This is a genomic window from Kutzneria viridogrisea DSM 43870, assembly GCF_000525635.1.
Lineage (GTDB): Bacteria > Actinomycetota > Actinomycetes > Mycobacteriales > Pseudonocardiaceae > Kutzneria > Kutzneria viridogrisea.
In genome coordinates this window covers 9656983-9680521 of sequence record NZ_CP007155.1, presented here as the reverse complement: position 1 = coordinate 9680521, position 23539 = coordinate 9656983, and the positions used below count along the sequence as shown (strand labels likewise).

Below are 23539 nucleotides of genomic sequence, written 5' to 3'. Positions count from 1 at the left end.
TTGTCGTACCTCGTCGGTAGCGTCGGCGACGTGGCTACCCGACTGGACAGCGTGGTGATCGACGCGGCTGATCCGCCCGCACTGGCGCGGTGGTGGGCGGACGCGCTCGACGTGGAGATCACCCATCGGCACGAGCACGGGGTGGGGCTGGGACTGGACGGCCTCCACCTCGTGTTCGTGCCCGTAGCCGAGCCGAAGCGCGGTCACAACCGCCTGCACCTCGACTTGGCCAGCTCCTCCGTGGAGCACCAACGGGCGACCGTCCGGCGGCTGTGCTCGGCAGGGGCGGTGCCCTGCGACATCGGGCAGGGCGAGGTGCCCTGGGTGGTGCTCGCCGACCCCGAGGGCAACGAGTTCTGCGTGCTCGACCCGCGCCCCGAGTACGCGGACACCGGCCCGCTCGCCGCCGTGGTCGTCGAGGCCGTGAACCCGCTGTCGCTGGCCACGTTCTGGGGTGTGGCCAGTTCCTGGCCGCTGGTGCGCGGCGACGAGGACTTCGCCTCCCTGCGCCACAGCAGCGGCACCGGCCCCTGGCTGGAGTTCATCCGGGGCAGGGCCAAGACCGGCAGGAACCGCGTGCACCTCGAGCTGCGCACGACCGGTGACGAGGACAGCCTGTGGGGAGAAGTCCGCTACCTGCACCGATTCGGCGCCGAACGCATCGACATCGGGCAGGGGGAGGTGCGGTGCGCCGTGCTCGCGGACCCGGAGGGCAACGAGCTGTGCGTCTCCACTCCTGGGTGATCAGCCGTCCGAACGGGCGATTAGGGCCTTAGGACTCTGCGGACTGGCCCATTCGGTGCGTACCGTGCTGGACGCGCGATCATTCGCGTACTTGTGGAGCGCTCGTCCTGCGGAAGCCCCCCGACGCAGGGCGAGCCCCACACCAGTCTTGCGATATCGGACATGCACCGCCACCGCTCATGCATGATGAACACGAACCGTCCCCGTACGGGGGGATCGTCTGAATCGGCTGAGGAGACGGTGTGCGGATCAGACGTGCCACGGCGGCGACGCTGGTTGGGTTGCTGCTGTTGGCCTTGGTGTCCGCCTCGGCCGCCACCCTGACCTTGCAGAACCCCGCGGCGGTCGCGAGCCCGACCGAGGCCGGTCAGGTCAGCACGATCCCTGGCTGGCGGATCGCCTCCACCGCGAGCGCCGCGCAGGGCGGTGAGCTGATCTCCTCGCCCGGCTACGACGACCGCCGCTGGACCTCCGTGCCCGCCCGGTCCACCGTGCTCGGTGGGCTGATCTCCGCGGGCAAGTACCCGGATCTGGGCTACTCCACGAACCTCGCGGACAAGGTCGACAAGCAGGACTTCACCGTGCCGTGGTGGTACCGCGAGGAGTTCACCGCGGACAAGACCCCCGGCACGCGCACCACACTGCGGCTGACCAGCGGCGTGATCCCCAGCGCCGAGGTGTGGGTCAACGGCACGCGCGTCGCAGGTCAGGACACCGTCGCGGGCGCCTATCCCGCACACGACTTCGACGTGACCGACCTGCTGCGCGCGGGTACCAACGCCGTTGCCATCAAGGTGTTCCCGGCCGATCCCGACAAGCAGCTGGTGATCAGCTTCCTGGACTGGAGCAAGCCCGCGCCTGACAACGACATGGGCGTGTGGCGGGACGTGCGGCTCGTGCGGACCGGCTCCGTGGCGCTGAGCGGGGCGCGGGTCCTGACCGATCTCGCCGTGCCCGCACTGGATTCCGCCGACCTGACCGTGAAGGCCGAGGTCAGCAACCTCACCGGGGCCCCGGTCGACACCGAGGTCAGCGGCAGCGTCGGGCCGATGACCTTCAGCAAGCAGGTGCGGCTCAAGGCACACGAGACCGCCACGGTCGCCTTCGACCCACTGCACCTCGCGGATCCCAAGGTCTGGTGGCCGTACCAGATGGGCGACCAACCGCTGTACCACCTCGACCTGACCGCGAAGGTCGGCGGCGCCTCCTCCGACCGCGCGAGCACCGACTTCGGCATCCGCGAGGTGCAGTCCTCCCTGAACTCCGCGGGGTTCCGGCAGTTCACCGTCAACGGCAAGCCGTTCCTCGTGCGCGGCGCGGGCTGGGCCTCCGACCTGTTCCTGCGCTACGACCCGCAGCGGCTGACCGACCAGCTCTCCCACGCCAAGGACCTCGGGCTGAACACGATCCGGTTGGAGGGCAAGGGGGAGAACGACGAACTCTTCCAGTTCGCGGACCGCGCCGGGCTGATGGTGCTCAGCGGCTGGGAGTGCTGCACCCACTGGCAGAACAACGACGCGGACAAGTGGAGCCCGCAGGACCACACCGTGGCCAGGGCCTCCGCCGAGACCGAGGGCATGCGGCTGCGCAACCACCCCAGCATGCTCGGCTTCTACATCGGCAGCGACCAGTCGCCGCCACCGGTGATCGAGAAGGAGTACCTCGACGGGCTCGCCAAGTCCGACTGGCAACTGCCGGTGATGCCCTCCATCAGCAGCTATGGCGGCGAGCTGACCGGCCCCTCCGGGCACAAGGGCCTCGGGCCGTACTGGTGGGTGCCGCCGAACTACTGGTACGGCGACCAGAAGGGCGGTGCGTTCGGCTTCGAGGGCGAGAACGGTCCCGGGCCTGCGATCCCCGACCTGGAGAGCCTGAAGAAGATGCTCTCGCCCGCCGAACTCGACAGCCTGTGGCAGAACCCCGACGCCGTACAGTTCCACCTGTCCAGCTCAGAACACTTCGACCGGCTCGGCCCCTACCTCGACGCGCTCGGCGCCCGGTACGGCAAGCCCACCGGGCTCGAGGACTTCGTGCTCAAGTCGCAGTTGGCCAACTACGAGGCCAACCGCGCCCAGTTCGAGGCGTACGGGCGCAACCAGTCCAAGGCGGTCAACCCCTCCGGCGGTGTCATCTACTGGATGCTCAACAACGCCTGGCCCACCCTGTACTGGCACCTGTTCGACTACGAGATGGCGCCGTCCGGCTCGTACTTCGGGGCCAAGACCGCCCTGAAGCAGTTGCACGTGCAGTACTCCTACGACGACCGGTCCATCGCCCTGGTCAACAAGGGCCTCGACGAGGCCCCGAACCTGACCGTGCAGGCCACCGTGTTCGCCCTCGACGGCACCGTGCTGTCCGACCAGAACCTCACCGACCTGCGCGCCCGTGCCGACGGCACCACGAAGATCGGCGCCGTGCCCACCCCCGAGGGGCTGTCCACCACCTACTTCGTGCGGCTGCTGCTACACGACGCCGACGGCAACCCCGTTGACCGCAACGTGTACTGGCTGTCCACCAAGCCCGACACCTACGACACCGCCGACTCGAAACGGTGGTGGGACAGCCCGCAGACCGGCTACGCCGACCTCACCGGCCTCCAGCAACTCGGTCCCGCCCAGGTCGGTGCCACCGCCGCCAGCACCGTGCAGGACGGCACCGTGCACACCACCACGACCCTCACCAACTCCGGCGGCACCGTCGCGTTCTTCCTGCGCGCCACCGTCACCCGCGGCGAGGGTGGCCCCGAGATCGCCCCCAGCACCTGGTCCGACGACTACGTCACCCTCTGGCCCGGCGAGTCGATCACCCTTACCGCCGACTACCGCCAGGCCCAACTCGGCGCCACCACCCCCACCGTGCGGCTCACCGGCGTCAATCTGCCCGCCCAGTACGTCCCCGCCCCGATCAAGTGAGCCGCTCAGCCCGTGGAACCAATCCTCGACCTCGACTCCTGCGCCCGCGAGATCGAATCCCGGCGCGCCGAGTGGGTCCGCGCCGGACTCACCGTCGGCCCGTTGACCTGGCGCGATGCCGCCGAACCCTGGCCTTGGCCCCTCCACACCGACCGCGCCGCCGTTGGTGATCCCGACTCCGTTGGCGTCATGCTCGATTACGAGGATGGTCCTGCCGGATCCATCGTGCTGTTCCGCGGCGGGTGGGCCGACGTCGACCTCCTCGATCTGACCGCGAACGAGGTCATCACCTCAGCGCCGGAGGTCCCCACTCCGGCTGCCTTCGCCGCCGTCCTCAACGCAGCCACCCACCACCTGCTGCGCCCCCTCTCAGGGGCCTGGGGCCCAGGACAACGGCGAGGGACTGAGTGACCGCTGGTGCCCCTGTGACCTGCCGCAATGGCACGCTAATGGCATGTGATCTTGTGAGGTCGGTCCTTGCCAGCGGTTGTGCTGGGGGCGTCCGTGTGCATACGGCGGGTGCGTACCGACCCGGAGACCGGGGAACGCCGGAGCAGCTGTAGGACGACCAGCGCGCGCTTGCCGCGCTCACCTGAGGCCAGCACAGCGATCATGCCAGCGACAAGTGTGAGCAGGGCAGGCGGCCCAAATCGAAGCAGGAGCGTGATCATCGCGATTGACGCGGGCACACTGACAAGGACAGAGTCGGGCGCGAGCATGCGCGTTCTCCCTCAGGCAAGGAACACGCGCGCGTGGCGCGGCGCGCCCTCCCCACCGGTAGCAGGAACGCCTGCGCCTCCACGGCTAGCTGGCACCTCGGTCCCAGCCACCGAACAGAAACAGACGATCTCGGGCAGAGCCAGTGTTGCAGGACCGCTCACACCCGGACAGGTCCATTCGATGGCTAGGTGGCCGTTGGCGCGGAGCGTCGACGGGCTCCGATCGCCGTGCCCCGCTCCGGCAGCTCGGCCACCCCTGCGATCGTTGCGGCCTGCTGCTGCTGCCCAGTCGGCTCTTGGGCTCCGCGCTGCTCCTTGTAGTACGTGGCGCAGGGTGGGCGGCGCAGGCCGGGACGAGCACCAAGGACCTGATGGCGCGGATGGGCCATGACGACATGCGGGCGGCCCTGATCTACCAGCGGGCGACGAGCGAGGCCGACCGGCAGATCGCGGACCGGCTGAGCGGGCTGATCGACAGGCACCGGTCAGGGGGAGAGGACGAGGACGGGGCCGCTGGAGCCCTGGTCCCCGCTGGCCAATGGCACGACGCGTGCTACCCCACCCCACTACGGGGGTCTCGGGGGCGGAGCCCCCGGCCGGGGGTCTGGGGGTCGTCCCCCAGAACAACAGCGAGGGCGTCATGTCTGCGCTCTCCGCAGACATGACGCCCTCACGCTCGAGCGGGTGACGAGAATCGAACTCGCGCCTAAAGCTTGGGAAGCTTTCGTTCTACCATTGAACTACACCCGCAGAACCGAGATCAGCATACACAACGGCGCCGTGACCGCCAGTACCCGGGGGGACGTTAGGCTGTGTCCTGTGTTGCTGAGTGACCGTGACCTGCGCAAGGAGCTCGAGGGCGGACGCCTCGTGCTGGAGCCCTACGACTCCGCGATGGTCCAGCCGTCGAGTATCGACGTCCGACTGGACCGGTACTTCCGCGTCTTCAACAACATCAAGTACACGCACATCGATCCACAGCTGCAGCAGGACGACCTGACCTCGCTGGTGGAGCCGGACGGGGAGGAGCCGTTCGTGCTGCACCCCGGGGAGTTCGTGCTGGGGTCGACCTACGAGCGGGTGAGCCTGCCGGACGACCTGGCCGGGCGCCTGGAGGGCAAGTCCTCGCTGGGCAGGTTGGGCCTGCTCACGCACTCGACGGCGGGCTTCATCGACCCGGGCTTCACCGGGCACATCACGCTGGAGCTGTCGAACGTCTCGAACCTGCCGATCAAGCTCTGGCCGGGCATGAAGATCGGGCAGCTGTGCCTGTTCCGGCTGGAGAGCCCGGCGGAGTACCCGTACGGCTCGGCGCGGGCGGGGTCGCGCTACCAGGGGCAGCGCGGGCCGACCCCGTCCAGGGCGTACCTGAACTTCCACCGGGTGAACACCCAGCGCTGACTCACTGCTCGAACGCGGTCCCGTAGCGGGCGAGTACGCGGGCGCGGATCTCGGGGTCGGTGCGCGGCACGGGTTCGAGGAAGATCTCGTCCAGCTGGGGGAACTCGGCGCGTAGTTCGCTGGCGATCCGCACGCAGGCGAATTCGAGGTCGGCGGCGCCCAGCGCGTCGTCGAAGTCGAGCCGGGCGCACAGCAGCACCTTGCCGGTGCCGGTGAGCATGGTGAGCAGGTCGACCAGCACCTCGACCTCGGGCGCCTGGACGAGCCGCTGCCGGACGGCGCGGACCAGTGCGACGTCGGCCTGGCGACCGATGAGCAGCCCGCGGTTGGTGTGCCCGAGCACGTAGGCGCAGCAGGCGAGCAGCACGCCGATGGCCAGCGAGGCGGCGCCGTCCCACACGCGGGAGCCGGTGAGCTCGTGCAGTCCGAGCCCGGCGAAGGCGAGCAGCAGGCCGATCAGTGCGGCGCTGTCCTCCAGCAGCACGGTCTTGGCGGTCGGGTCGTCGACCTCGCGCAGGTAGTGCCGGATCGAGGTGTTGGCCTCGGCGGCTTCGGTGCGGATCTGCTTGATGGCCCGCAGCCAGGACACGAGTTCGAGCACGAAGCCCGCCGCGAGCACGATGTAGGCGACGGTGGTGTTGCCCTGGTCGGCGTCCTCGTCGACCAGGGCGTGGAAGCCCTCGACGAAGGCGAACAGCGCCCCCGAGGTGAAGATCGACACCGCGGCGAGCAGGGACCAGAAGAACCGCTCCTTGCCGTAGCCGAAGGGGTGTCGGCGGTCGGCGGGCCGCTCGGACCGGCGCAGGGCGGCGAGCAGCAGCCCCTCGGTGATCGTGTCGGCCACCGAGTGCCCCGCCTCGGCGAGCATCGCGGCCGACCCGCTCAGCACTCCGGCGACCGCCTTCATCAGTGCGATGCCCAGGTTGATGCCGAGCGCGACCAGAACGGTCAACCTGCTTTCGCCACCGGCCTGTTCCACTGAAGTCACTGGTCAACCGTAGTGGCGGGCGCCTTTCACGGCCGAGTGAAGATCTGCGGCTCAACGTGGGACAGCGACGGCCGTTCGAGTGAGCCGCCGCAGCGCGCTGAGGGCCACGCCGGCGCACACGGCGGCCAGCGGCAGCTCGCACAGTGCCGCCTCGACGAGCGCCAGCGAGAAGTCCGGCCCCGGTGCGGCGGTGCACAGGTCGAACCAGGCGTCGAAGACCATCAGGGTGGCGGTGGCCGTGGCGGGCAGCACCACGCGGATGTCTCGCTGGTGTGCGAGCCAGGCGGTGCCGGCCAGGCCGACCGCGATCAGCGCGTCCAGGCCGGTCCAGGCCAGGGACCAGTGCTCGGCCTGCGCGACCGGTGGCAGCGTCACGCCCAGCAGCACCGTCCACGGCACGAGCACCCCGGCCGCCGCCGCCAAAACGAAGACCTGCCAGCCGATGCCCCCGATTCGCATACGACGATCGTGGCCTCGACTGGCAGGTCCTCACATTGGGGAAGACCCCCCAACCCGCCTCAGGGTCACCCCTGGGACGCGGGCTCGGGTTCCGACTTGGGCTCACCGCGCTTGACCGCGGCCAGCAGCAGCTGCGCCACGTCGACCACCTCGACGTGCTCGCCGGCCGCCTGCTCGCTCTTGCGGGCGGTCAGGCCGTCGCTGAGCATCACCCGGCAGAACGGGCAGCCCGTGGCGATCTTGGTCGGTGCGGTGCCCAGCGCCTCGTCCACGCGCTCGACGTTGATCCGCTTGCCGATCCGCTCCTCCATCCACATGCGCGCGCCACCGGCACCGCAGCACATCGAGCGGTCGGCGTGCCTGGGCATCTCGCGCAGCGCGGCCCCGGTCGCGCCGACCAGTTCGCGCGGCGCGTCGTAGACCTTGTTGTGGCGGCCCAGGTAGCACGGGTCGTGGTAGGTGACGTCCTCGGCGATCGGCGCCACCGGCACCAGCCTGCGCTCGCGCACCAGCTTGTTCAGCAGCTGGGTGTGGTGCACGACCTCGTACTGGCCGCCGATCTGCGGGTACTCGTTGGCCAGCGTGTTGAAGCAGTGCGCGCAGGTGACGACGATCTTGCGCTTGCCGGGCTCGCGGCCCTCGAACACCGAGTTGATCACCTCGACGTTCTGCTGTGCGAGCATCTGGAACAGGAACTCGTTGCCAGCGCGGCGGGCCGGGTCACCGGTGCAGGTCTCCTCGGGGCCCAGCACGGTGAACTTCACGTCCGCGTTGTAGAGCAGCTCCGCGACGGCCTGCGTGGTCTTCTTCGCGCGGTCCTCGAAGGCGCCCGCGCAGCCGACCCAGAACAGGTACTCCACGTCCTCGGCCAGTTCGCCGTCGAACACCGGCACCTCGAAGGGCAGGCCCTCGGTCCAGGCCAACCGGTCCTTGGCGTTCTGGCCCCAGGGGTTGCCCTTGTTCTCCAGGTTCTTGAACATCCCGCCCAGCTCGGTCGGGAAGTTCGACTCGATCAGCACCTGGTAGCGGCGCATGTCCACGATGTGGTCCACGTGCTCGATGTCCACCGGGCACTGCTCCACGCAGGCCCCGCAGGTGGTGCAGGACCACAGCACGTCCGGGTCGATCACGCCGAGCTCGTCGGGGCCGCCGATCAGCGGGCGGCCGGACTCGGCCAGCGCCAGCACGTCGATCTTGGCGAGGCGGGCCTCGGCGTCGTCACCGGTGATGCCGACCTCGTCACCGGCCATGTCCTTGCTGCCACCGGCGAGCAGGTACGGGGCCTTGGCGTACGCGTGGTCGCGCAGCGAGGTGATCAGCAGCTTCGGGGACAGCGGCTTGCCGGTGTTCCACGCGGGGCACTGGGACTGGCAGCGGCCGCACTCGGTGCAGGTGCTGAAGTCCAGCCAGCCCTTCCAGCTGAAGTCCTCGACCTTGCCCGCGCCGAACACGTCCTTGTCCGGGTCGGCGTTCTCGAAGTCCAGCGGCTGGCCACCGCTCATCATCGGCTTGGCCGCGCCGAGTGCGACCCCGCCGTCGTCGCGGCGCTTGAAGTAGATGTTGAAGAAGGCGCTGAACCGGTGCCAGGCCACGCCCATGGTCAGGTTCCTGGAGACCACGGCCAGCCAGATCATTCCGGAGAGCAGCTTGATGACGGCCATCACCGACACCAGGTCGGGGTTGTCCGGCAGCAGGTGGCCGATCGGGTTGGTCACGAAGTTCGCCCACAGCGGCTGCTCCTCAAGGCCGCTGGCGACCTTGAAGGACTTCACCCCGAGGATGCCGATGCCCTCGATGATGACCACGGCCTCGACGAAGTACGCCTGCCAGAAGTTCGAACCGGCGAACCGGGACATCCGGTCGGCGCGCCGCGGGTGGTTGACCTGGCGGATGATCGCCAGCGCCACACCGCCGACCACGGTGCCGACGCCGAGGATCTCCACGAGCAGGTTCCAGACCGCCCAGTCCCCGATGATCGGCCAGTGGAAGGCGGGCACGAAGACCTCGCCGTAGGCCTCGAACAGCACGGCGGAGCCGATCAGGAACCCCCACATCACCAGCCAGTGCCACGGCGCGACGGTGCGCACCTTGGCCATGCGGGTGTGCGCGGCGAACTCCTTGATCAGGGTGCGCATGCGCGGCACGAAGGGCCCGTTGCGGGTCGCGTCGGGTTGTCCGATGCGGATCGTCCGCACCATGCGCAGCACGGCGGCGATGAACATCCCCCACGCGACTACGCTGACGCCAACACCGATCACGCCGAGCGTGATCTGCAGAGCACCCATGCTCCTCGCCCTCCTGGTCGGCTAGCCGTGCCGGGAGCCTAAACCAGGTTACCCGTCAGTAACCACTCGGCGTGGCTCGCGTCGCACCTTCCTGGGGAGCATGATCCGTGAGCCTCGGTGCCGCTCGGTGACAGAGGTCACCCTTACCCGGGAACACGCAGGCCCTCCTCCACGTTGGACGAGCAGGAAGCTTGAGCGGGTTGGACTCAACTCCGGTTTGACGACCGGATAGGCTACGACCGAGACTTGAGCCGCCGCTGCTCAACCGGCAGCGAAAAGGACAGTTCAGGGAGGAAAGTTCCATGGCGCGTGCGGTCGGCATCGACTTGGGGACGACCAACTCCGTCGTCGCCGTTCTTGAGGGCGGTGAGCCGACGGTCATCGCCAACTCCGAGGGTTCTCGCACCACCCCGTCCATCGTGGCGTTCGCGAAGAACGGTGAGGTCCTGGTGGGGCAGCCCGCCAAGAACCAGGCCGTGACCAACGTGGACCGCACGATCCGGTCGGTCAAGCGGCACATCGGTACCTCGTGGACCACCGAGCTCGACGGCAAGTCCTACACCGCGCAGGAGATCTCCGCGCGCGTGCTGATGAAGCTCAAGCGCGACGCCGAGGCCTACCTCGGCGAGGAGATCACCGACGCCGTGATCACCGTGCCCGCGTACTTCGAGGACGCCCAGCGGCAGGCCACCAAGGAGGCCGGCCAGATCGCGGGCCTCAACGTGCTGCGCATCGTCAACGAGCCCACCTCGGCGGCGCTGGCCTACGGCCTGGACAAGGGCGAGAAGGAGCAGACCATCCTGGTCTTCGACCTGGGTGGCGGCACCTTCGACGTGTCCCTGCTGGAGCTGGGCGACGGTGTGGTCGAGGTCCGCGCGACCTCCGGTGACAACCACCTCGGTGGTGACGACTGGGACCAGCGGATCGTCGACTGGCTGGTCGAGAAGTTCAAGTCCTCCAACGGGATCGACTTGACCAAGGACAAGATGGCGCTGCAGCGCATCCGCGAGGCGGCGGAGAAGGCCAAGATCGAGCTGTCCTCCTCCTCCACGGCGACCATCAACCTGCCCTACATCACCGTGGACGCGGACAAGAACCCGCTGTTCCTGGACGAGACCCTGTCCCGGGCCGAGTTCCAGCGCATCACCTCCGACCTGCTGGACCGCTGCCGCGCCCCGTTCACCAACGTGATCAAGGACGCCGGCATCCAGATCGCCAACATCGACCACGTGGTGCTGGTCGGCGGTTCCACCCGCATGCCCGCGGTGTCCGAGCTGGTCAAGGAGCTGACCGGCGGCCGCGAGCCGAACAAGGGCGTGAACCCCGACGAGGTCGTCGCGGTCGGCGCCGCCCTGCAGGCCGGTGTGCTCAAGGGTGAGGTCAAGGACGTCCTGCTGCTCGACGTCACCCCGCTGTCCCTGGGCATCGAGACCAAGGGCGGCATCATGACCAAGCTGATCGAGCGCAACACCACGATCCCGACCAAGCGCTCGGAGATCTTCACCACGGCCGACGACAACCAGCCGTCCGTGCAGATCCAGGTGTTCCAGGGTGAGCGCGAGATCGCCTCCCAGAACAAGAAGCTGGGCATGTTCGAGCTGACCGGTCTGCCGCCCGCCCCGCGGGGCGTGCCGCAGATCGAGGTCACCTTCGACATCGACGCCAACGGCATCGTGCACGTCCAGGCCAAGGACCTGGGCACCGGCAAGGAGCAGTCGATGACCATCACGGGCGGCTCGGCGCTGCCCAAGGACGACATCGACCGCATGATCAAGGACGCCGAGGAGCACGCCGAGGAGGACAAGCGCCGCCGCGAGGAGGCCGAGGTCCGCAACCAGGCCGAGACGCTCGTCTACAGCACCGAGAAGTTCATCAAGGACAACGACGAGAAGCTGCCCGCGGACACCAAGGAGAAGGTGACCGCCGCCATCGCGGAGGCCAAGGAGGCCCTGAAGGGCACCGACATCCCGGCCATCAAGTCCGCCGTGGAGAAGCTGGCCACCGAGTCGCAGGCGCTGGGCTCCGCGCTCTACGCCAACGCGCCGGGTGCCGAGGGCGAGGCCGCCGGTGCCGCCGCGGGTGCCGCCGGCGCTGCCGGTGCCGCTGGCGCCAAGGCCGACGACGTGGTTGACGCCGAGATCGTGGACGAGGACCCGAAGAAGTGACCGACCAGCCGGAGCAGAACGAGGAGCGGGTCGTGGTGCGCGACCGTCGCCGCATCGACCCGGACACCGGCCAGGTGCGTGAGCCCGAGCCCGAGGAGACCGCCTCGGGCGAGGGCGAGCCCGCGGGCAGGCACGCCGTTGACGAGCAGGTCGCGGACCCGGCCGCCGAGCTGAAGGCCCAGCTCGACGAGCGGACCGCCGACCTGCAGCGGTTGCAGGCCGAGTACGCCAACTACCGCAAGCGCGTGGAGCGCGACCGTGAACTGGTCGCGGCCACCGCGAAGGCCCAGGTCACCACCGAGCTGCTCGGTGTGCTGGACGACGTGGAGCGGGCCGCCGCGCACGGCGACCTGACCGGCGCGTTCAAGGCCGTCAGCGACAAGCTGGTGACCGTGCTGACCGCTGTCGGCCTGGCGCCGTTCGGCAGCGAGGGCGAGGAGTTCGACCCCTCGGTGCACGAGGCCGTGCAGCACAGCACCTCCCCGGAGGTGAGCGGCCCGACCGTGACGGCCGTGCTGCGCAGGGGCTACCGGCTCGGCGAGCGGGTGCTGCGACCTGCACTGGTCGCGGTGACCGATCACGAACCAGCGGGCGAGTCGTCCGCGGCTGCAGAGTAAGTCGAGCGAGGGGAGGGGCGCCCGGTGAGTGCGCGGGACTGGATCGACAAGGATTTCTACGCCGACCTGGGCGTCTCCTCCGAGGCCTCGGCCGAGGAGATCAAGAAGTCGTACCGGAAGCTGGCCAGGGAGTTGCACCCCGACGCCAACCCCGGTGACACCAAGGCCGAGGCCCGGTTCAAGTCGGTCTCGCAGGCCTACGGGGTGCTGTCGGACCCGGAGAAGCGCAAGCAGTACGACGAGGCGCGCAGCCTGTTCGCCTCGGGTGGTTTCCGGCCCGGGGGCGGCGGTGGCTTCCCCGGGGGTTTCGGCGGTGGCTCCGCGGGCGGCTTCGACTTCGGCGACCTGTTCGGCGGGGCACAGCAAGGCGGGGCAGGCGGCATCGGTGACATCCTCGGCGGCCTGTTCGGCCGCAGGGGCGGCGCGGCGTCGGCGGCCAGCCGGGCGCGGCGCGGTGACGACGTCGAGACCGATGTGCGCATCGACTTCGTGGAGGCCGTGCGCGGTGCCACCGTGCCGCTGCGGCTGTCCAGCCCCGCGGCCTGCGCCACCTGTGGCGGCAACGGGGCCAAGCCGGGCACCACGCCCAAGGTCTGCACCACCTGCAAGGGATCCGGGCTGGTCAGCCGCAGCCAGGGCGCCTTCGCGTTCAGCGAGCCCTGCGGGGACTGCCGGGGCACCGGCCGCATCGTCGAGGACCCGTGCCCGGACTGCGGCGGGCAGGGCGTGAGCACCAAGACGCGCACGCTCACCGTGCGCATCCCGGTCGGCGTGGACGACGGCCAGCGGATCAGGTTGGCCGGGCAGGGCGAGCCGGGCCGCAACGGTGGCCCCAGCGGCGACCTGTTCGTGCGGGTGCACGTCACCCCGCACCCGGTGTTCGGGCGCACGCGCAACGACCTGACCGTGACCGTTCCGGTGACCTTCCCGGAACTCGCGCTGGGCACCACACTGAGCGTGCCGACCCTGGACGGGTCGGTGAACGTCAAGGTGCAGCCGGGGACCGCCAGCGGACGGATCCTGCGGGTGCGCGGCAAGGGCATCGTGCGCAAGGAGGGCGCCTCGGGTGACCTGCTGGTGACCCTGCAGGTCGCGGTGCCCTCGCGGCTGGACGGCAAGGCGGAGGAGGCGTTGCGCGCCTACGCCGAGGCCACCCAGGACCACGACCCGAGGGCTGAGCTGAACGAACTGCTCGGAAAGGGTGAGACAGGATGAGCCTCCCGTTCCCCCCTGGTGCCGACGAGGACACACCGGTGTTCGTGATCTCCGTGGCGGCCCAGCTGTCCGGACTGCACGCGCAGACCCTGCGCAGCTACGACCGGCTCGGGCTGGTCTCGCCGGGCCGGGCCACCGGCGGTGGGCGCCGCTACTCAGCGCGGGACATCACGCTGCTGCGCGAGGTGCAGCGGCTGTCCCAGGAGGAGGGCGTCAACCTCGCGGGTATCAAGCGGATCATCGACCTGGAGAACCAGGTGGACGCGCTGAAGTCACGCCTGACCGAGCTGATGGAGGAGTTGGCCGCGGCCCACGCCGCCGCCGAGCACGCCGCCGCGGCGGTGCACGCCTCGTACCGTCGCGACCTGGTGCCGATCCGCCAGCAGACGGCCCTGGTCGTGTGGAAGCCGAAGGACAAGTAGCCCACCCCCGGCGAGTCCCGCTCTGGTGTACGTGAGTCCCGCGTTCCAACCGGCACACATCGCCCGGAACGCGGGATTCGGCGTTCTACGGGCGGGACTCGGTTGCGTGTGGGCGGGACTCGCGGGTCAGTCCAGGGTGAACGGGTCGTAGCGGATGTGGTCCAGCGGGGTGCCCGCGACCAGCATCCGGGACACCGTGGAACGGATCATCGAGGGTGAGCCGCACACCAGCACGTCCCGGTCCGACCAGGAGCCGTAGCGGGTGACCACGTCGGCCAGGGTGCCGTGCTCCACGCCCTGCAGACCGGGCTCGGACTCCACCACCGGCACGACCGTCAGCCAGGGGTTGCCCATGGCGATGCGCTGGAGGTTCTCCAGGTCGTACAGGTCCTCCCTGGTCCGCCCGCCGACGAACAGGTGCACGCGCGGGTTCTCGCCCCACTGCGCGAGGTGGTCCAGGATGGCGCGCATCGGGGCGACCCCGGTGCCGCCCGCGACCATGAGCACGTCCCTGCCGGACTCGCGGTCCACGCCGAGCCGCCCCATCGGGGCGCCGATCCGCCAGGTGTCGCCGACCTGCGTGTGGCTCACGATGGCCCGGCTGACCCAGCCGCTCTGCACGGCGCGGACGTGGAACTCCATCGAGCCGTCCTCACGCGGCGCGTTGGCGGGACTGAGGTAGCGCCACAGCCTGCCGCGCTGCGGGGTCTCCACGCTGACGTACTGGCCGGGCTGGTAGGGCACCGGGTAGTCGGGCTGCACGCGCACCATGGCGAGTTCCCAGCTCAGCCGCTTGTGCTCCAGCACGGTGGCCGACCAGTAGGCGGGGCCCTCGTCGGCGGCGGCGGCCTCCTGCATGGACCGGGCCATGATCGTGTACGCCTCGGCCCAGGCCCGCTCGACCTGCGTGGTCCACGCCTTGCCCGCGAACTTCTTGACGGAGGCGAGCAGGGCGGTGCCGACGGCCTCGTAGTGCCCGGCCACGACGCCGAACTTGCGGTGGTCACGGCCGAGTTGGCGCAGGAAGGGGATCAGGTCGTCTGGTCTGTCCACCATCTGGACCACGTGCACGAGTGCGCGCAGCAGCCTGCTGCGCTGCACCTCCATGTTCACCGGGAACATCTCGCGGGTGGTCGGTGCGAGGCTGAACAGCATCCCGTAGAAGAACTTGGCGACGTCGTCCGCGCAGGGCTCGACCACCGCGAAGCTTTCGCGAATCATCCGCACCATCGCGGTGACACCTGGTGGCGGTTCGCGGTGAGGTGTTGTCGAGGGCACAGGGTTCAGTACGGCGTTGGCTGTCATGGTCCGGGCGCAGTCTCCACGTAGTCAGGGGCGCCAGGCAAGGCACCCCGTGGTCAAGCATCCGTCCCCCGACAGGGTGGACCCTAACTCGACTTCTCCTGGTTGCGGGACTTGATGCCACGTTCGGGTGTACCACCATGACTAACTGTTGACAGCCCCTCACGCCATTGAGCGAACTCGTGATCAGGGGTGTGCAGAGCGCGCTCGACATGACACGGTTTGTGCCGTGACCCCCGAGCCCCTTCACCCGACTGGCACAGCCGGTCCTGACCTTCTGAGCATGGAACTGTCCGATCCGATTCCCCCGTCAGTGACCGGACTCACACCCGTTCCCGAGGACCCGCTCGGCGCGGACGAGTCCTACCGGGACCTGCCCGGCTCGCACGGCGAGCACCTGTTGCAACGCGCCTTCGGCACCCAGGACCGGGCCAAGCGCTTCTACGCCGACCAGGTGCTCGACCACCTCAACGAGGAGATGCGCGCCTTCATCGGGCGCATGGAAATGGCCTTCGTGGGCACCGCGGACGGCAAGGGCGACTGCGACGTCTCCCTGCGCGCGGGGTCGGCGGGCTTCGTGCAGGTGCTCGGCGAGCGCGAGCTGGCGTACCCGGAGTACCGGGGCAACGGCGTGATGGCCAGCCTGGGCAACATCAGCGAGAACCCGCACGTCGCGATGCTGCTGGTGGACTTCGTCTCGGACCTGATCGGGCTGCACGTCAACGGCAGCGCCCGCATCGTGGAGGACGCCGAACTGCGGGTCCAGCACCCCGGCCTGCCCGTCGCCGCCGAGCGCGGGCGCACCCCCGAGCGCTGGGTCGTGCTGCACGTGGACGAGGCCTACATCCACTGCCGCAAGCACATCCCGCGCATGGTGCCGGTGGACCGGACCCGCGACTGGGGCACCGACGAGGCGCGGCCCAAGGGCGGCGACTACTTCCGCGCCAAGGGGGTGAACGGGCAGCGCAGGCACGCCTGGGCCGCCCACTAGACAGCACCCACACCTCGGGCCACTACCGTTCTTCGTGCTCAAGGCACAGGAGGACCCCGTGGGTGACGAGGACGCAGCTGATCGCAGGGAAGCCGCCCAGGCGGTGGAACGCGAGCTGTCGGTGCTGTTCGGCCGTGCGCGCAGCATCTCGCTGCAACTCGCGGCGGAGGTGCACCCCGGGCTGGACTCCGCCTCGTACGCCCTGCTGCTGCACCTGTTCGACGCGGGCCCGGTCCGTGCCGCGGAGATCGTGGAGCGGACCGGGCTGGACAAGTCCACGGTGAGCAGGCAGATCGCCCGCCTTGAGGAGCTCGGGCTGCTGGAGCGCGCGGTGGACCTGGCCGACGGCCGGGCCCGGATCGTGCAGCTGACCGGCACCGGGCACGACCGGCTGGAGGCCATCCGCCAGGACCGCAGGCAGCGGCTGCGGGAGAAGTTCGCCGACTGGTCCACCGAGGACGTGCGGACCTTCTCCAGCCTGCTGAGCAGGTTGAACGAGGCACTCTGATGGAGCCGTCGGTGCAGAGCTCGCTGGAGCTGATCCGCAACCTGATGCGCCTGAGCCAGGTGCAGCACGCGATCAAGACCCGGTTCTGGGACGACGAGTTCGGCCTGCACCCCGCGGCGGGCGGGCTGCTGGCCGACATCGTGGCCCGCGAGGAGTGCCGGGTGTCCGACCTGGCCGAGCACCGGGTCGTGGACACCTCGGTGGTGAGCAGGCAGATCGCCCAGTTGCAGGCGGCGGGCCTGGTCAGCAGGCGGCCCTCGCCCAGTGACGGCCGGGTGGCGCTGATCAGCGCCACCGAGCGCGGGGTCGAGGTGCTGCGGGGCTGGCGCACCAGGCAGGCCGACCTGATCAAGCAGGCGCTGGTGGACTGGGACGAGGACAGCGTGGGCGAGGCGAACCGGGTGCTGGCGGCGCTGACCGCCGCGCTGCGGGCCCACCTGGGTGACTGAGCGGATCACTCGGACGGCGGCTGGCGCTCCGGCTTGTCGACAAACCTGTGGATTGTCACCTGGGGATTGTGGACAACTGGGGATGAGGTGTGGACAACCCTGGTTCGCATGTGGGTGACACGCCGGGTGACCTGTGGATGCCGCCCGTGGGAGCGTGTGCCACGGTGGAGGTGAGCGGGGTCACGGCCCCGGGTGGCACCTTGAGTGGAACAGACTCAACTTTTCTGACGTTGATCCTGGTGTCCACGAGTTTGGCGAGGTGAGGGATGGACGCTTTCAACCCGACTACCAAGACCCAGCAGGCCGTGACGGCGGCTGCCCAGGCGGCGGTGACCGCGGGCAACCCGGACGTGACCCCGGTGCACCTGCTCGGCGCGCTGCTGGCGCAGCAGGACGGGCTGACCGCGCCGCTGCTGGCGGCGGTCGGGGCCGATCCGGCGCAGGTCCGCGCGGAGCTGGACAAGCTCGCCGGCGCGCTGCCCAGCGCCACCGGTGCCAGCGTGTCCACGCCGCAGCTGTCCCGCGACGCCCTGATGGCGATCACCAGCGCGCAGCGGCTGGCCACCGAGATGGGCGACGAGTACGTCTCCACCGAGCACGTGCTGCACGGGCTGGCCGCCACCGAGAGCCGGGTGGCCGACCTGCTGCGCAGGCACGGTGCCACCGCGGACGCGCTGCGCGAGGCGTTCGTGAAGGTGCGCGGATCGGCGCGGATCACCAGCCCCGACCCGGAGGGCACCTTCCAGGCCCTGGAGAAGTACGGGGTCGACCTGACCGAGCGCGCCCGCGACGGCGAGCTGGACCCGGTGATCGGCCGCGACTCGGAGATCCGCCGGGTGATCCAGGTGCTGTCCCGGCGCACCAAGAACAACCCCGTGCTGATCGGTGAGCCCGGCGTGGGCAAGACCGCGATCGTGGAGGGCCTCGCCCAGCGCATCGTGGCCGGTGACGTGCCCGAGTCCCTGCGCGGCAAGCGCGTGGTGGCGCTGGACCTGGGCTCCATGGTGGCCGGGGCCAAGTACCGCGGCGAGTTCGAGGAGCGGCTCAAGGCCGTGCTGAAGGAGATCACCTCCTCGGCGGGCCAGGTCATCACCTTCATCGACGAGCTGCACACCATCGTGGGCGCCGGTGCCACCGGCGAGGGCGCGATGGACGCCGGCAACATGATCAAGCCGATGCTGGCCCGCGGCGAGCTGCGCATGGTCGGGGCCACCACGCTGGACGAGTACCGCCAGCACATCGAGAAGGACCCCGCACTGGAGCGGCGCTTCCAGCAGGTGCTGGTGGGCGAGCCCAGCGTGGAGGACACCATCGCGATCCTGCGCGGGCTCAAGGAGCGCTACGAGGTGCACCACGGTGTGCGGATCACCGACACCGCGCTGGTCGCCGCCGCGACCCTGTCCGACCGGTACATCACCGCGCGCTTCCTGCCGGACAAGGCCATCGACCTGGTGGACGAGGCCGCGTCCCGGCTGCGCATGGAGATCGACTCGCGGCCGGTGGAGATCGACGAGGTGGAGCGCGCCGTGCGCCGCCTGGAGATCGAGGAGATGGCGCTGGGCAAGGAGTCCGACGCCGCCTCGCTGGACCGGCTGGCCGCGCTGCGCGCCGAGCTGGCCGAACGGCGTGAGCAGCTGTCCGCGCTGACCGCCCGCTGGCAGAACGAGAAGGGCTCCATCGAGAAGGTCCGCGAGCTCAAGGAGCAGCTGGAGCAGCTGCGCGGCGAGTCGGAGCGGGCCGAGCGCGACGGTGACCTGGGCCGGGCCGCCGAGCTGCGGTACGGCCGGATCCCGACGCTGGAGAAGGACCTGGACGCGGCGACCAAGGCCACCGCGAACGCGGAGGCCGAGGTCATGCTCAAGGAGGAGGTCGGACCGGACGACGTGGCCGACGTGGTCAGCGCCTGGACCGGCATCCCGGCGGGCCGGCTGCTGGAGGGCGAGACCGCCAAGCTGCTGCGCATGGAGGACGAGCTGCGGCGCAGGGTGGTCGGCCAGGCCGAGGCGATCAAGGTCGTGTCCGACGCGGTGCGGCGGACCAGGGCCGGGGTGGCCGACCCGGACCGCCCGACCGGCTCCTTCCTGTTCCTCGGGCCGACCGGTGTGGGCAAGACCGAGCTGGCCAAGGCGTTGGCGGAGTTCCTGTTCGACGACGAGCGGGCGATGATCCGCATCGACATGAGCGAGTACGCCGAGAAGCACTCGGTGGCCCGGCTCGTGGGCGCCCCGCCCGGCTACGTGGGCTACGACCAGGGCGGGCAGCTCACCGAGGCGGTGCGGCGCAGGCCGTACGCCGTGGTGCTGCTCGACGAGGTGGAGAAGGCGCACCCGGACGTGTTCGACGTGCTGTTGCAGGTGCTGGACGACGGTCGGCTGACCGACGGGCAGGGCCGCACGGTGGACTTCCGCAGCACGATCCTGGTGCTGACCTCCAACCTCGGCTCGCAGGTGATCGCCGACCCGGCCCTGACCGAGGAGCAGCGCAACGACGCGGTCATGACCGTGGTGCAGCGACACTTCAAGCCGGAGTTCCTCAACCGGCTGGACGACGTGGTGGTCTTCCACGCGCTGGCCACCGAGGAGCTGACCACGATCGTGGACATCCAGCTGGCGCGGTTGCAGCAGCGGCTGGCCCAGCGCAGGCTGACCCTGACGGTCCGGGAGGCCGCCCGCGAGTGGCTCGCGCTCAACGGCTTCGACCCGGTGTACGGGGCGCGTCCGCTGCGCAGGCTGGTCCAGTCGGCCATCGGCGACCAGCTGGCCAAGGAGCTGCTGGCCGGGGAGATCCGTGACGGGGACACCGTTGTGGTGGATCTGCTCGCCGACCGGTCCGGTCTGGTGGTCGGGCGGGCCGTCTGAGGCCGGCGTTACCTCTACGCAGGGTGACAAATATCGCGGCGCCTACCCCCGGTCGGGGGTAGGCGACACCGCCGCACCGTGAACTGACCCACTGGTGATCTTCGTTCTGGCCGTGATGGCCGCTACCCTGCGAGGTGTGGGCATACCTACGTGGGTCTGGTTCACCGCGTTCGTCGTCGCAGCAGTCGCAGGGATGGCGCTGCTGGCGACAGATCGCGCCCAACGGACTGCCCGCAACCGGGAGCGCCGCCGCTGGGCGGGCCTGCGCGGCTGGCAGTTCGCCGAGACCGACCACGTGCTGCCAACACGCTGGCACCACGGGGCCATCGCCTACTACGGCACCGGCACCGCCCGTGACGTGGTGGCCGGGTCCACCTTCACCGCGGACGGCCGTCGCCAGGTGTACGTGCTGGACCTGGAGACCGGCGGCAAGGTCAACTCGGTGCTGGTGGGCATCCGCTGCCGCCGCAGCCACCCGGTGGTCGTGGAGCTGTGGCTGCCGAGCGTGCCGTTCCAGCGCGAGCAGATGCCCGACCTGCTGGGCCCGGTCGGCCAGCGCTACGCCTTCGTGTCCGACCTGACCGCCGCCCGCATGCTGATCACCCCCGACCTGGTCGAGGCCGCCGAGGAGATCGGCGGGGACGTGACCGTGGTGTGGCTGGAGGAGGACTGGGTCCTCGCGGCGGCCCCGCCCGGTGCGAGCCCGGCCCGGCTGGAACGGCTGCTGCGCGACGTCGGCGAGCTGGCCGACGTGGTGGACCCGTTCGAGGCCGAGGCCGAGACGGAGCAGCAGGAGGAGAGCGAGGGCGGCGAGGTGTACCGGCCGTCTTTCGGTGGCCGCAACCCGTCCTGACTCCGCTACGGTTCCCGGCATGGCTACCGCGCTCGTCACCGGATCGACCGCAGGGATCGGCGCCGCCTTCGTGCGCCGCTTCGCCGCCGACGGGGACCGCCTGGTGCTCGTGGCCCGCACCGCCTCCCGGCTCAAGGAGCAGGCCGCCGAACTCGGTGCCCGCTACGGCTGCGAGGTCGAGGTGCTGCCCGCCGACCTGTCCAGCGAGCAGGGGCGCGCGCTGGTCGAGGACCGGCTGCGGGACACCGCGCTGCCGATCGACGTGCTGGTCAACAACGCGGGTTTCGGCACCTCGGGTGAGTTCTGGACCTCCCCGGTCGAGGACCTCCAGGGCCAGCTGGACGTCAACGTCACCAGCGTGATGCGGCTGACGCACGCCGCCCTGTCCACCATGGTGCCCCGGCGCAGCGGCGTGATCATCAACGTGTCCAGCGTCGCCGGGTTCATGCCCGGCCGCGGCTCCACCTACTCGGCGAGCAAGGCCTACGTCACCTCCTTCTCCGAGGGGCTGTCCGTGGCGCTGGCCGACAGCGGGGTCCGCGTGCTCGCACTGTGCCCCGGCTTCGTGCGCACCGAGTTCCACGAGCGCGCTGGCATCGACATGTCCAGTTCGCCCGAGCGGCTCTGGCTGGACGCCGACCGGGTCGTCGCCGACTGCCTGGTCGACCTGGGCCGCGGCAAGACCCTGTCCATCCCCGGGGTGCAGTACAAGACGATCGTGGGCGCCAGCCGCCTGCTGCCACGCGGGCTGTTGCGCAAACTCGCCGGACGGCTCGGCGCGGGCCGCGGTCGCACCTGAGCCGGGCCCGATGTGATTAGCTCACGACCCGTGCGACTGGAATCCCCCGCGAAGTCCGAACTGGCCCGACTGATCTCCGAGTTGGCCGTTGTACACGGTCGCGTCGTGCTCTCCTCCGGAGCCGAGGCCGACTACTACATCGATCTGCGCAGGGCGACCCTGCACCACGCGGCGGCCCCGCTGATCGGCAGGCTGCTGCGGCAGCTGACCGCCGACTGGGACTACGTGGCCGCGGGTGGTCTCACCCTCGGCGCCGACCCGGTGGCCTGCGCGATGATGCACGCCGCCGCGGCCGAGAACGAGGTGCTCGACGCGTTCGTGGTGCGCAAGGCCACCAAGGCGCACGGCATGCAGCGCAGGATCGAGGGCATCGAGGTGGCCGGGCAGCGCGTGCTGGCCGTGGAGGACACCTCGACCACCGGCGGCAGCGTGCTGACCGCCGTCGAGGCGCTGCGCGAGGCCGGCGCCCAGGTCATCGGCGTGGCCACCGTGGTGGACCGGGACACCGGTGCGCGCGAGGCCATCGAGGCCGCCGGTCTGCCGTACCGCTCTCTGCTCGGTCTCGCCGACCTCGGTCTGTAGGAGCGCAGATCCCCTTGCTCGTCCTGGTCCTCGTCATCCTGCTGCTGGCACTGGTCAGCGCCGCCGTCGCCACCCACTACCGGTTCGCCGCCCAGCGCGGTGCGGCCGAGCTGTCCTGGCAGCAGTTGGATGCCGAGTTGCAGCACAGACACCAGCTGATCGGCGAGCTGATCGCGGCGGCCAGGGCGAGCGGGGCGGATGAGGACGCGCTGACCGGGATCGTGCAGGCGCGCTCGCAGGCGATGGCCTCCAGCGGGGCCGGGGTGCTGCCGCAGGCCGAGGCCGAGCGCTCGCTCAACCGCGTGCTGGCCGCGTTCGGCCCGCGCAATGCTGACATCGAGGCCAGCGACCGCCGGGTCGAGCACCTCGTGCTGACCTACAACGAGCAGGTGCAGTCCTACAACGAGCGGGTGCAGACCTTCCCGAGCAGCCTGGTCGCGAAGGTCGGCAAGTTCGAACCGGCGGCCGAGTACCCGGTGCGGGCGTGAGCACCTGGGCCCGCACGCCGGGATCCGTTGTGCTGGAAGGGTTTCACCCCGTCAAGCACGCGTTGCGCTTCGGGGCCGAGGTCGAGCAGGTCGTGACCACCGACCTGGCGGACCTGCTCGACCTGGCCACCTCGCACGCGCCGGACCTGTACGACCGGCTTGCCGTCGGAGCTACGCAGGTGGACCGCGCGCGGTTCACCGAGTTGGTCGGCCGCCCGCACCCCACCGGCACCGCGGGCCTGGCGCGGCGCCCGCACTGGGACCCGGCCACCGTGCTGGGCGCCGACCGGACCTCGCCCGCCGTGCTGCTCGACCACCCGCGAAACCTGGGCAACCTCGGCGCCGTCGTGCGCGTGGCCGCGGGCCTGGGTGCCGCCGCCGTGCTGTCCACCGGCGAGGTGGATCCCTGGCACCCCACGGTGTTGCGGGGCAGCGCGGGCCTGCACTTCGCGCTGCCGGTGGGCCGGTTGGCGGAGGCCGAGTCCCCGGCGGGAACGGTGATCGCCTTCGACGCGGACGGGGAGGACCTGCGCGGGGCACGGATCCCGGACAACGCGGTGCTGGCCTTCGGTTCCGAGCGGCACGGCCTGTCCGAGCGGGTGCGGGCCCGCGCCGACCGGGTGCTGTCCCTGCCGATGCGCGCCCAGGTCTCCAGCTACAACCTGACCACCTCGGTCGCCATGGCGCTCTACCACTGGACCCTCACGGCCTGAGCCGGGGCAACACGCCGGGTGCACCCATCCCGGTGACTTCGCCACGGCCTGACGTGTGCGGTTGTCACG

21 protein-coding genes and 1 tRNA gene are annotated in these 23539 nt (G+C 70.2%); 17 read left to right on the top strand and 5 right to left on the bottom strand.

Annotation, left to right across the window (positions count from 1 at the left end; all coding sequences use genetic code 11):
• Positions 1-30 precede the first annotated feature (30 nt).
• The 3 genes from KALB_RS42620 to KALB_RS44730 all read left to right on the top strand — a co-directional run bounded on the left by KALB_RS42620 (position 31) and on the right by KALB_RS44730 (position 4067).
• Positions 31-744 (top strand): VOC family protein, encoded by a 714-nt coding sequence (locus KALB_RS42620; protein WP_025361800.1) that lies wholly within the window; start codon positions 31-33, stop codon positions 742-744.
• A 242-nt stretch (positions 745-986) separates the two neighbouring features.
• Complete coding sequence (locus KALB_RS42615) at positions 987-3656, top strand: glycoside hydrolase family 2 protein (protein WP_025361799.1); 2670 nt, start codon at positions 987-989, stop codon at positions 3654-3656.
• A gap of 12 nt (positions 3657-3668) precedes the next feature.
• A complete protein-coding gene (locus tag KALB_RS44730) occupies positions 3669-4067 on the top strand; it encodes a hypothetical protein (protein ID WP_025361798.1) in 399 nt (132 codons plus the stop codon).
• Positions 4068-5054: 987 nt separating this feature from the next.
• Here the strand turns inward: KALB_RS44730 and KALB_RS42600 are convergent.
• Positions 5055-5125 (bottom strand) — tRNA-Gly (locus tag KALB_RS42600).
• 69 nt (positions 5126-5194) lie between these two features.
• Between KALB_RS42600 and dcd the strand changes: the two genes are divergently transcribed.
• The gene (dcd, locus tag KALB_RS42595) at positions 5195-5776 is read left to right on the top strand and encodes a dCTP deaminase (RefSeq protein ID WP_025361796.1); all 582 of its coding nucleotides are present in this window, start codon (positions 5195-5197) and stop codon (positions 5774-5776) included.
• Position 5777: 1 nt separating this feature from the next.
• Here dcd and KALB_RS42590 read toward each other — a convergent pair whose 3' ends face one another.
• The 3 genes from KALB_RS42590 to KALB_RS42580 form a co-directional block, all read right to left on the bottom strand.
• Positions 5778-6764 carry a cation diffusion facilitator family transporter gene (locus KALB_RS42590; RefSeq protein ID WP_025361795.1) on the bottom strand — a complete coding sequence of 329 codons (987 nt, stop codon included), beginning with the start codon at positions 6762-6764 and terminating at the stop codon, positions 5778-5780.
• A gap of 51 nt (positions 6765-6815) precedes the next feature.
• On the bottom strand, positions 6816-7223 hold the full coding sequence (locus KALB_RS42585) for a hypothetical protein (RefSeq protein ID WP_025361794.1): 408 nt from the start codon (positions 7221-7223) through the stop codon (positions 6816-6818).
• Between the two features lie 65 nt (positions 7224-7288).
• Positions 7289-9508 (bottom strand): (Fe-S)-binding protein, encoded by a 2220-nt coding sequence (locus tag KALB_RS42580; RefSeq protein WP_025361793.1) that lies wholly within the window; start codon positions 9506-9508, stop codon positions 7289-7291.
• Positions 9509-9810: 302 nt separating this feature from the next.
• Between KALB_RS42580 and dnaK the strand changes: the two genes are divergently transcribed.
• From dnaK to KALB_RS42560, 4 genes are read left to right on the top strand one after another with little or no spacing between them, the layout of a single operon-like run.
• Positions 9811-11673, top strand: a complete 1863-nt coding sequence (dnaK, locus tag KALB_RS42575) for a molecular chaperone DnaK (RefSeq protein ID WP_025361792.1) — start codon at positions 9811-9813, stop codon at positions 11671-11673.
• Positions 11670-12290, top strand: a complete 621-nt coding sequence (gene grpE / locus KALB_RS42570; protein WP_030108434.1) for a nucleotide exchange factor GrpE — start codon at positions 11670-11672, stop codon at positions 12288-12290. The genes dnaK and grpE overlap by 4 nt, the downstream gene beginning before the upstream one ends.
• Positions 12291-12314: 24 nt before the next feature.
• Positions 12315-13505, top strand: a complete 1191-nt coding sequence (dnaJ, locus tag KALB_RS42565; RefSeq protein WP_042221425.1) for a molecular chaperone DnaJ — start codon at positions 12315-12317, stop codon at positions 13503-13505.
• On the top strand, positions 13502-13927 hold the full coding sequence (locus KALB_RS42560; RefSeq protein ID WP_025361791.1) for a heat shock protein transcriptional repressor HspR: 426 nt from the start codon (positions 13502-13504) through the stop codon (positions 13925-13927). The genes dnaJ and KALB_RS42560 overlap by 4 nt, the downstream gene beginning before the upstream one ends.
• A gap of 126 nt (positions 13928-14053) precedes the next feature.
• On the opposite strand, the gene KALB_RS42555 is transcribed toward KALB_RS42560, so the two are convergent.
• Complete coding sequence (locus tag KALB_RS42555; protein ID WP_025361790.1) at positions 14054-15157, bottom strand: FAD-binding oxidoreductase; 1104 nt, start codon at positions 15155-15157, stop codon at positions 14054-14056.
• A 385-nt stretch (positions 15158-15542) separates the two neighbouring features.
• Here KALB_RS42555 and KALB_RS42550 point away from each other — a divergent pair, with 385 nt between their 5' ends.
• The 9 genes from KALB_RS42550 to KALB_RS42510 all read left to right on the top strand — a co-directional run bounded on the left by KALB_RS42550 (position 15543) and on the right by KALB_RS42510 (position 23470).
• Positions 15543-16220 (top strand): pyridoxamine 5'-phosphate oxidase family protein, encoded by a 678-nt coding sequence (locus KALB_RS42550; protein ID WP_236650137.1) that lies wholly within the window; start codon positions 15543-15545, stop codon positions 16218-16220.
• 34 nt (positions 16221-16254) lie between these two features.
• Positions 16255-16728, top strand: coding sequence for a MarR family winged helix-turn-helix transcriptional regulator (locus tag KALB_RS42545; RefSeq protein ID WP_035968119.1), 474 nt, complete (start codon positions 16255-16257; stop codon positions 16726-16728).
• Positions 16729-16739: 11 nt separating this feature from the next.
• A complete protein-coding gene (locus KALB_RS42540) occupies positions 16740-17177 on the top strand; it encodes a MarR family winged helix-turn-helix transcriptional regulator (RefSeq protein WP_158510908.1) in 438 nt (145 codons plus the stop codon).
• A 266-nt stretch (positions 17178-17443) separates the two neighbouring features.
• Positions 17444-20035 (top strand): ATP-dependent chaperone ClpB, encoded by a 2592-nt coding sequence (clpB, locus tag KALB_RS42535; protein ID WP_025361787.1) that lies wholly within the window; start codon positions 17444-17446, stop codon positions 20033-20035.
• Between the two features lie 136 nt (positions 20036-20171).
• Positions 20172-20888: a type III secretion system chaperone family protein gene (locus tag KALB_RS42530; protein ID WP_025361786.1), complete on the top strand. Its 717-nt coding sequence runs from the start codon at positions 20172-20174 to the stop codon at positions 20886-20888.
• 19 nt (positions 20889-20907) lie between these two features.
• Entirely contained in the window at positions 20908-21687 is a 780-nt protein-coding gene (locus KALB_RS42525) for an SDR family NAD(P)-dependent oxidoreductase (protein ID WP_025361785.1), read from the top strand.
• 30 nt (positions 21688-21717) lie between these two features.
• Positions 21718-22269 carry an orotate phosphoribosyltransferase gene (gene pyrE, locus KALB_RS42520; protein ID WP_030111374.1) on the top strand — a complete coding sequence of 184 codons (552 nt, stop codon included), beginning with the start codon at positions 21718-21720 and terminating at the stop codon, positions 22267-22269.
• A gap of 14 nt (positions 22270-22283) precedes the next feature.
• Positions 22284-22757: a LemA family protein gene (locus tag KALB_RS42515; protein ID WP_025361783.1), complete on the top strand. Its 474-nt coding sequence runs from the start codon at positions 22284-22286 to the stop codon at positions 22755-22757.
• Positions 22754-23470: a TrmH family RNA methyltransferase gene (locus tag KALB_RS42510; RefSeq protein WP_025361782.1), complete on the top strand. Its 717-nt coding sequence runs from the start codon at positions 22754-22756 to the stop codon at positions 23468-23470. The genes KALB_RS42515 and KALB_RS42510 overlap by 4 nt, the downstream gene beginning before the upstream one ends.
• Positions 23471-23539: the final 69 nt, after the last annotated feature.

Excerpts from the sequence above, each read along its gene's own strand:
- KALB_RS42585 (WP_025361794.1), bottom strand. The coding sequence starts at position 7,223 with ATGCGAATCGGGGGCATCGGCTGGCAGGTCTTCGTTTTGGCGGCGGCG.
- KALB_RS42580 (WP_025361793.1), bottom strand. The coding sequence starts at position 9,508 with ATGGGTGCTCTGCAGATCACGCTCGGCGTGATCGGTGTTGGCGTCAGC.
- dnaK (WP_025361792.1), top strand. The coding sequence starts at position 9,811 with ATGGCGCGTGCGGTCGGCATCGACTTGGGGACGACCAACTCCGTCGTC.
- KALB_RS42560 (WP_025361791.1), top strand. The coding sequence starts at position 13,502 with ATGAGCCTCCCGTTCCCCCCTGGTGCCGACGAGGACACACCGGTGTTC.
- KALB_RS42555 (WP_025361790.1), bottom strand. The coding sequence starts at position 15,157 with ATGGTGCGGATGATTCGCGAAAGCTTCGCGGTGGTCGAGCCCTGCGCG.
- clpB (WP_025361787.1), top strand. The coding sequence starts at position 17,444 with ATGGACGCTTTCAACCCGACTACCAAGACCCAGCAGGCCGTGACGGCG.
- KALB_RS42525 (WP_025361785.1), top strand. The coding sequence starts at position 20,908 with ATGGCTACCGCGCTCGTCACCGGATCGACCGCAGGGATCGGCGCCGCC.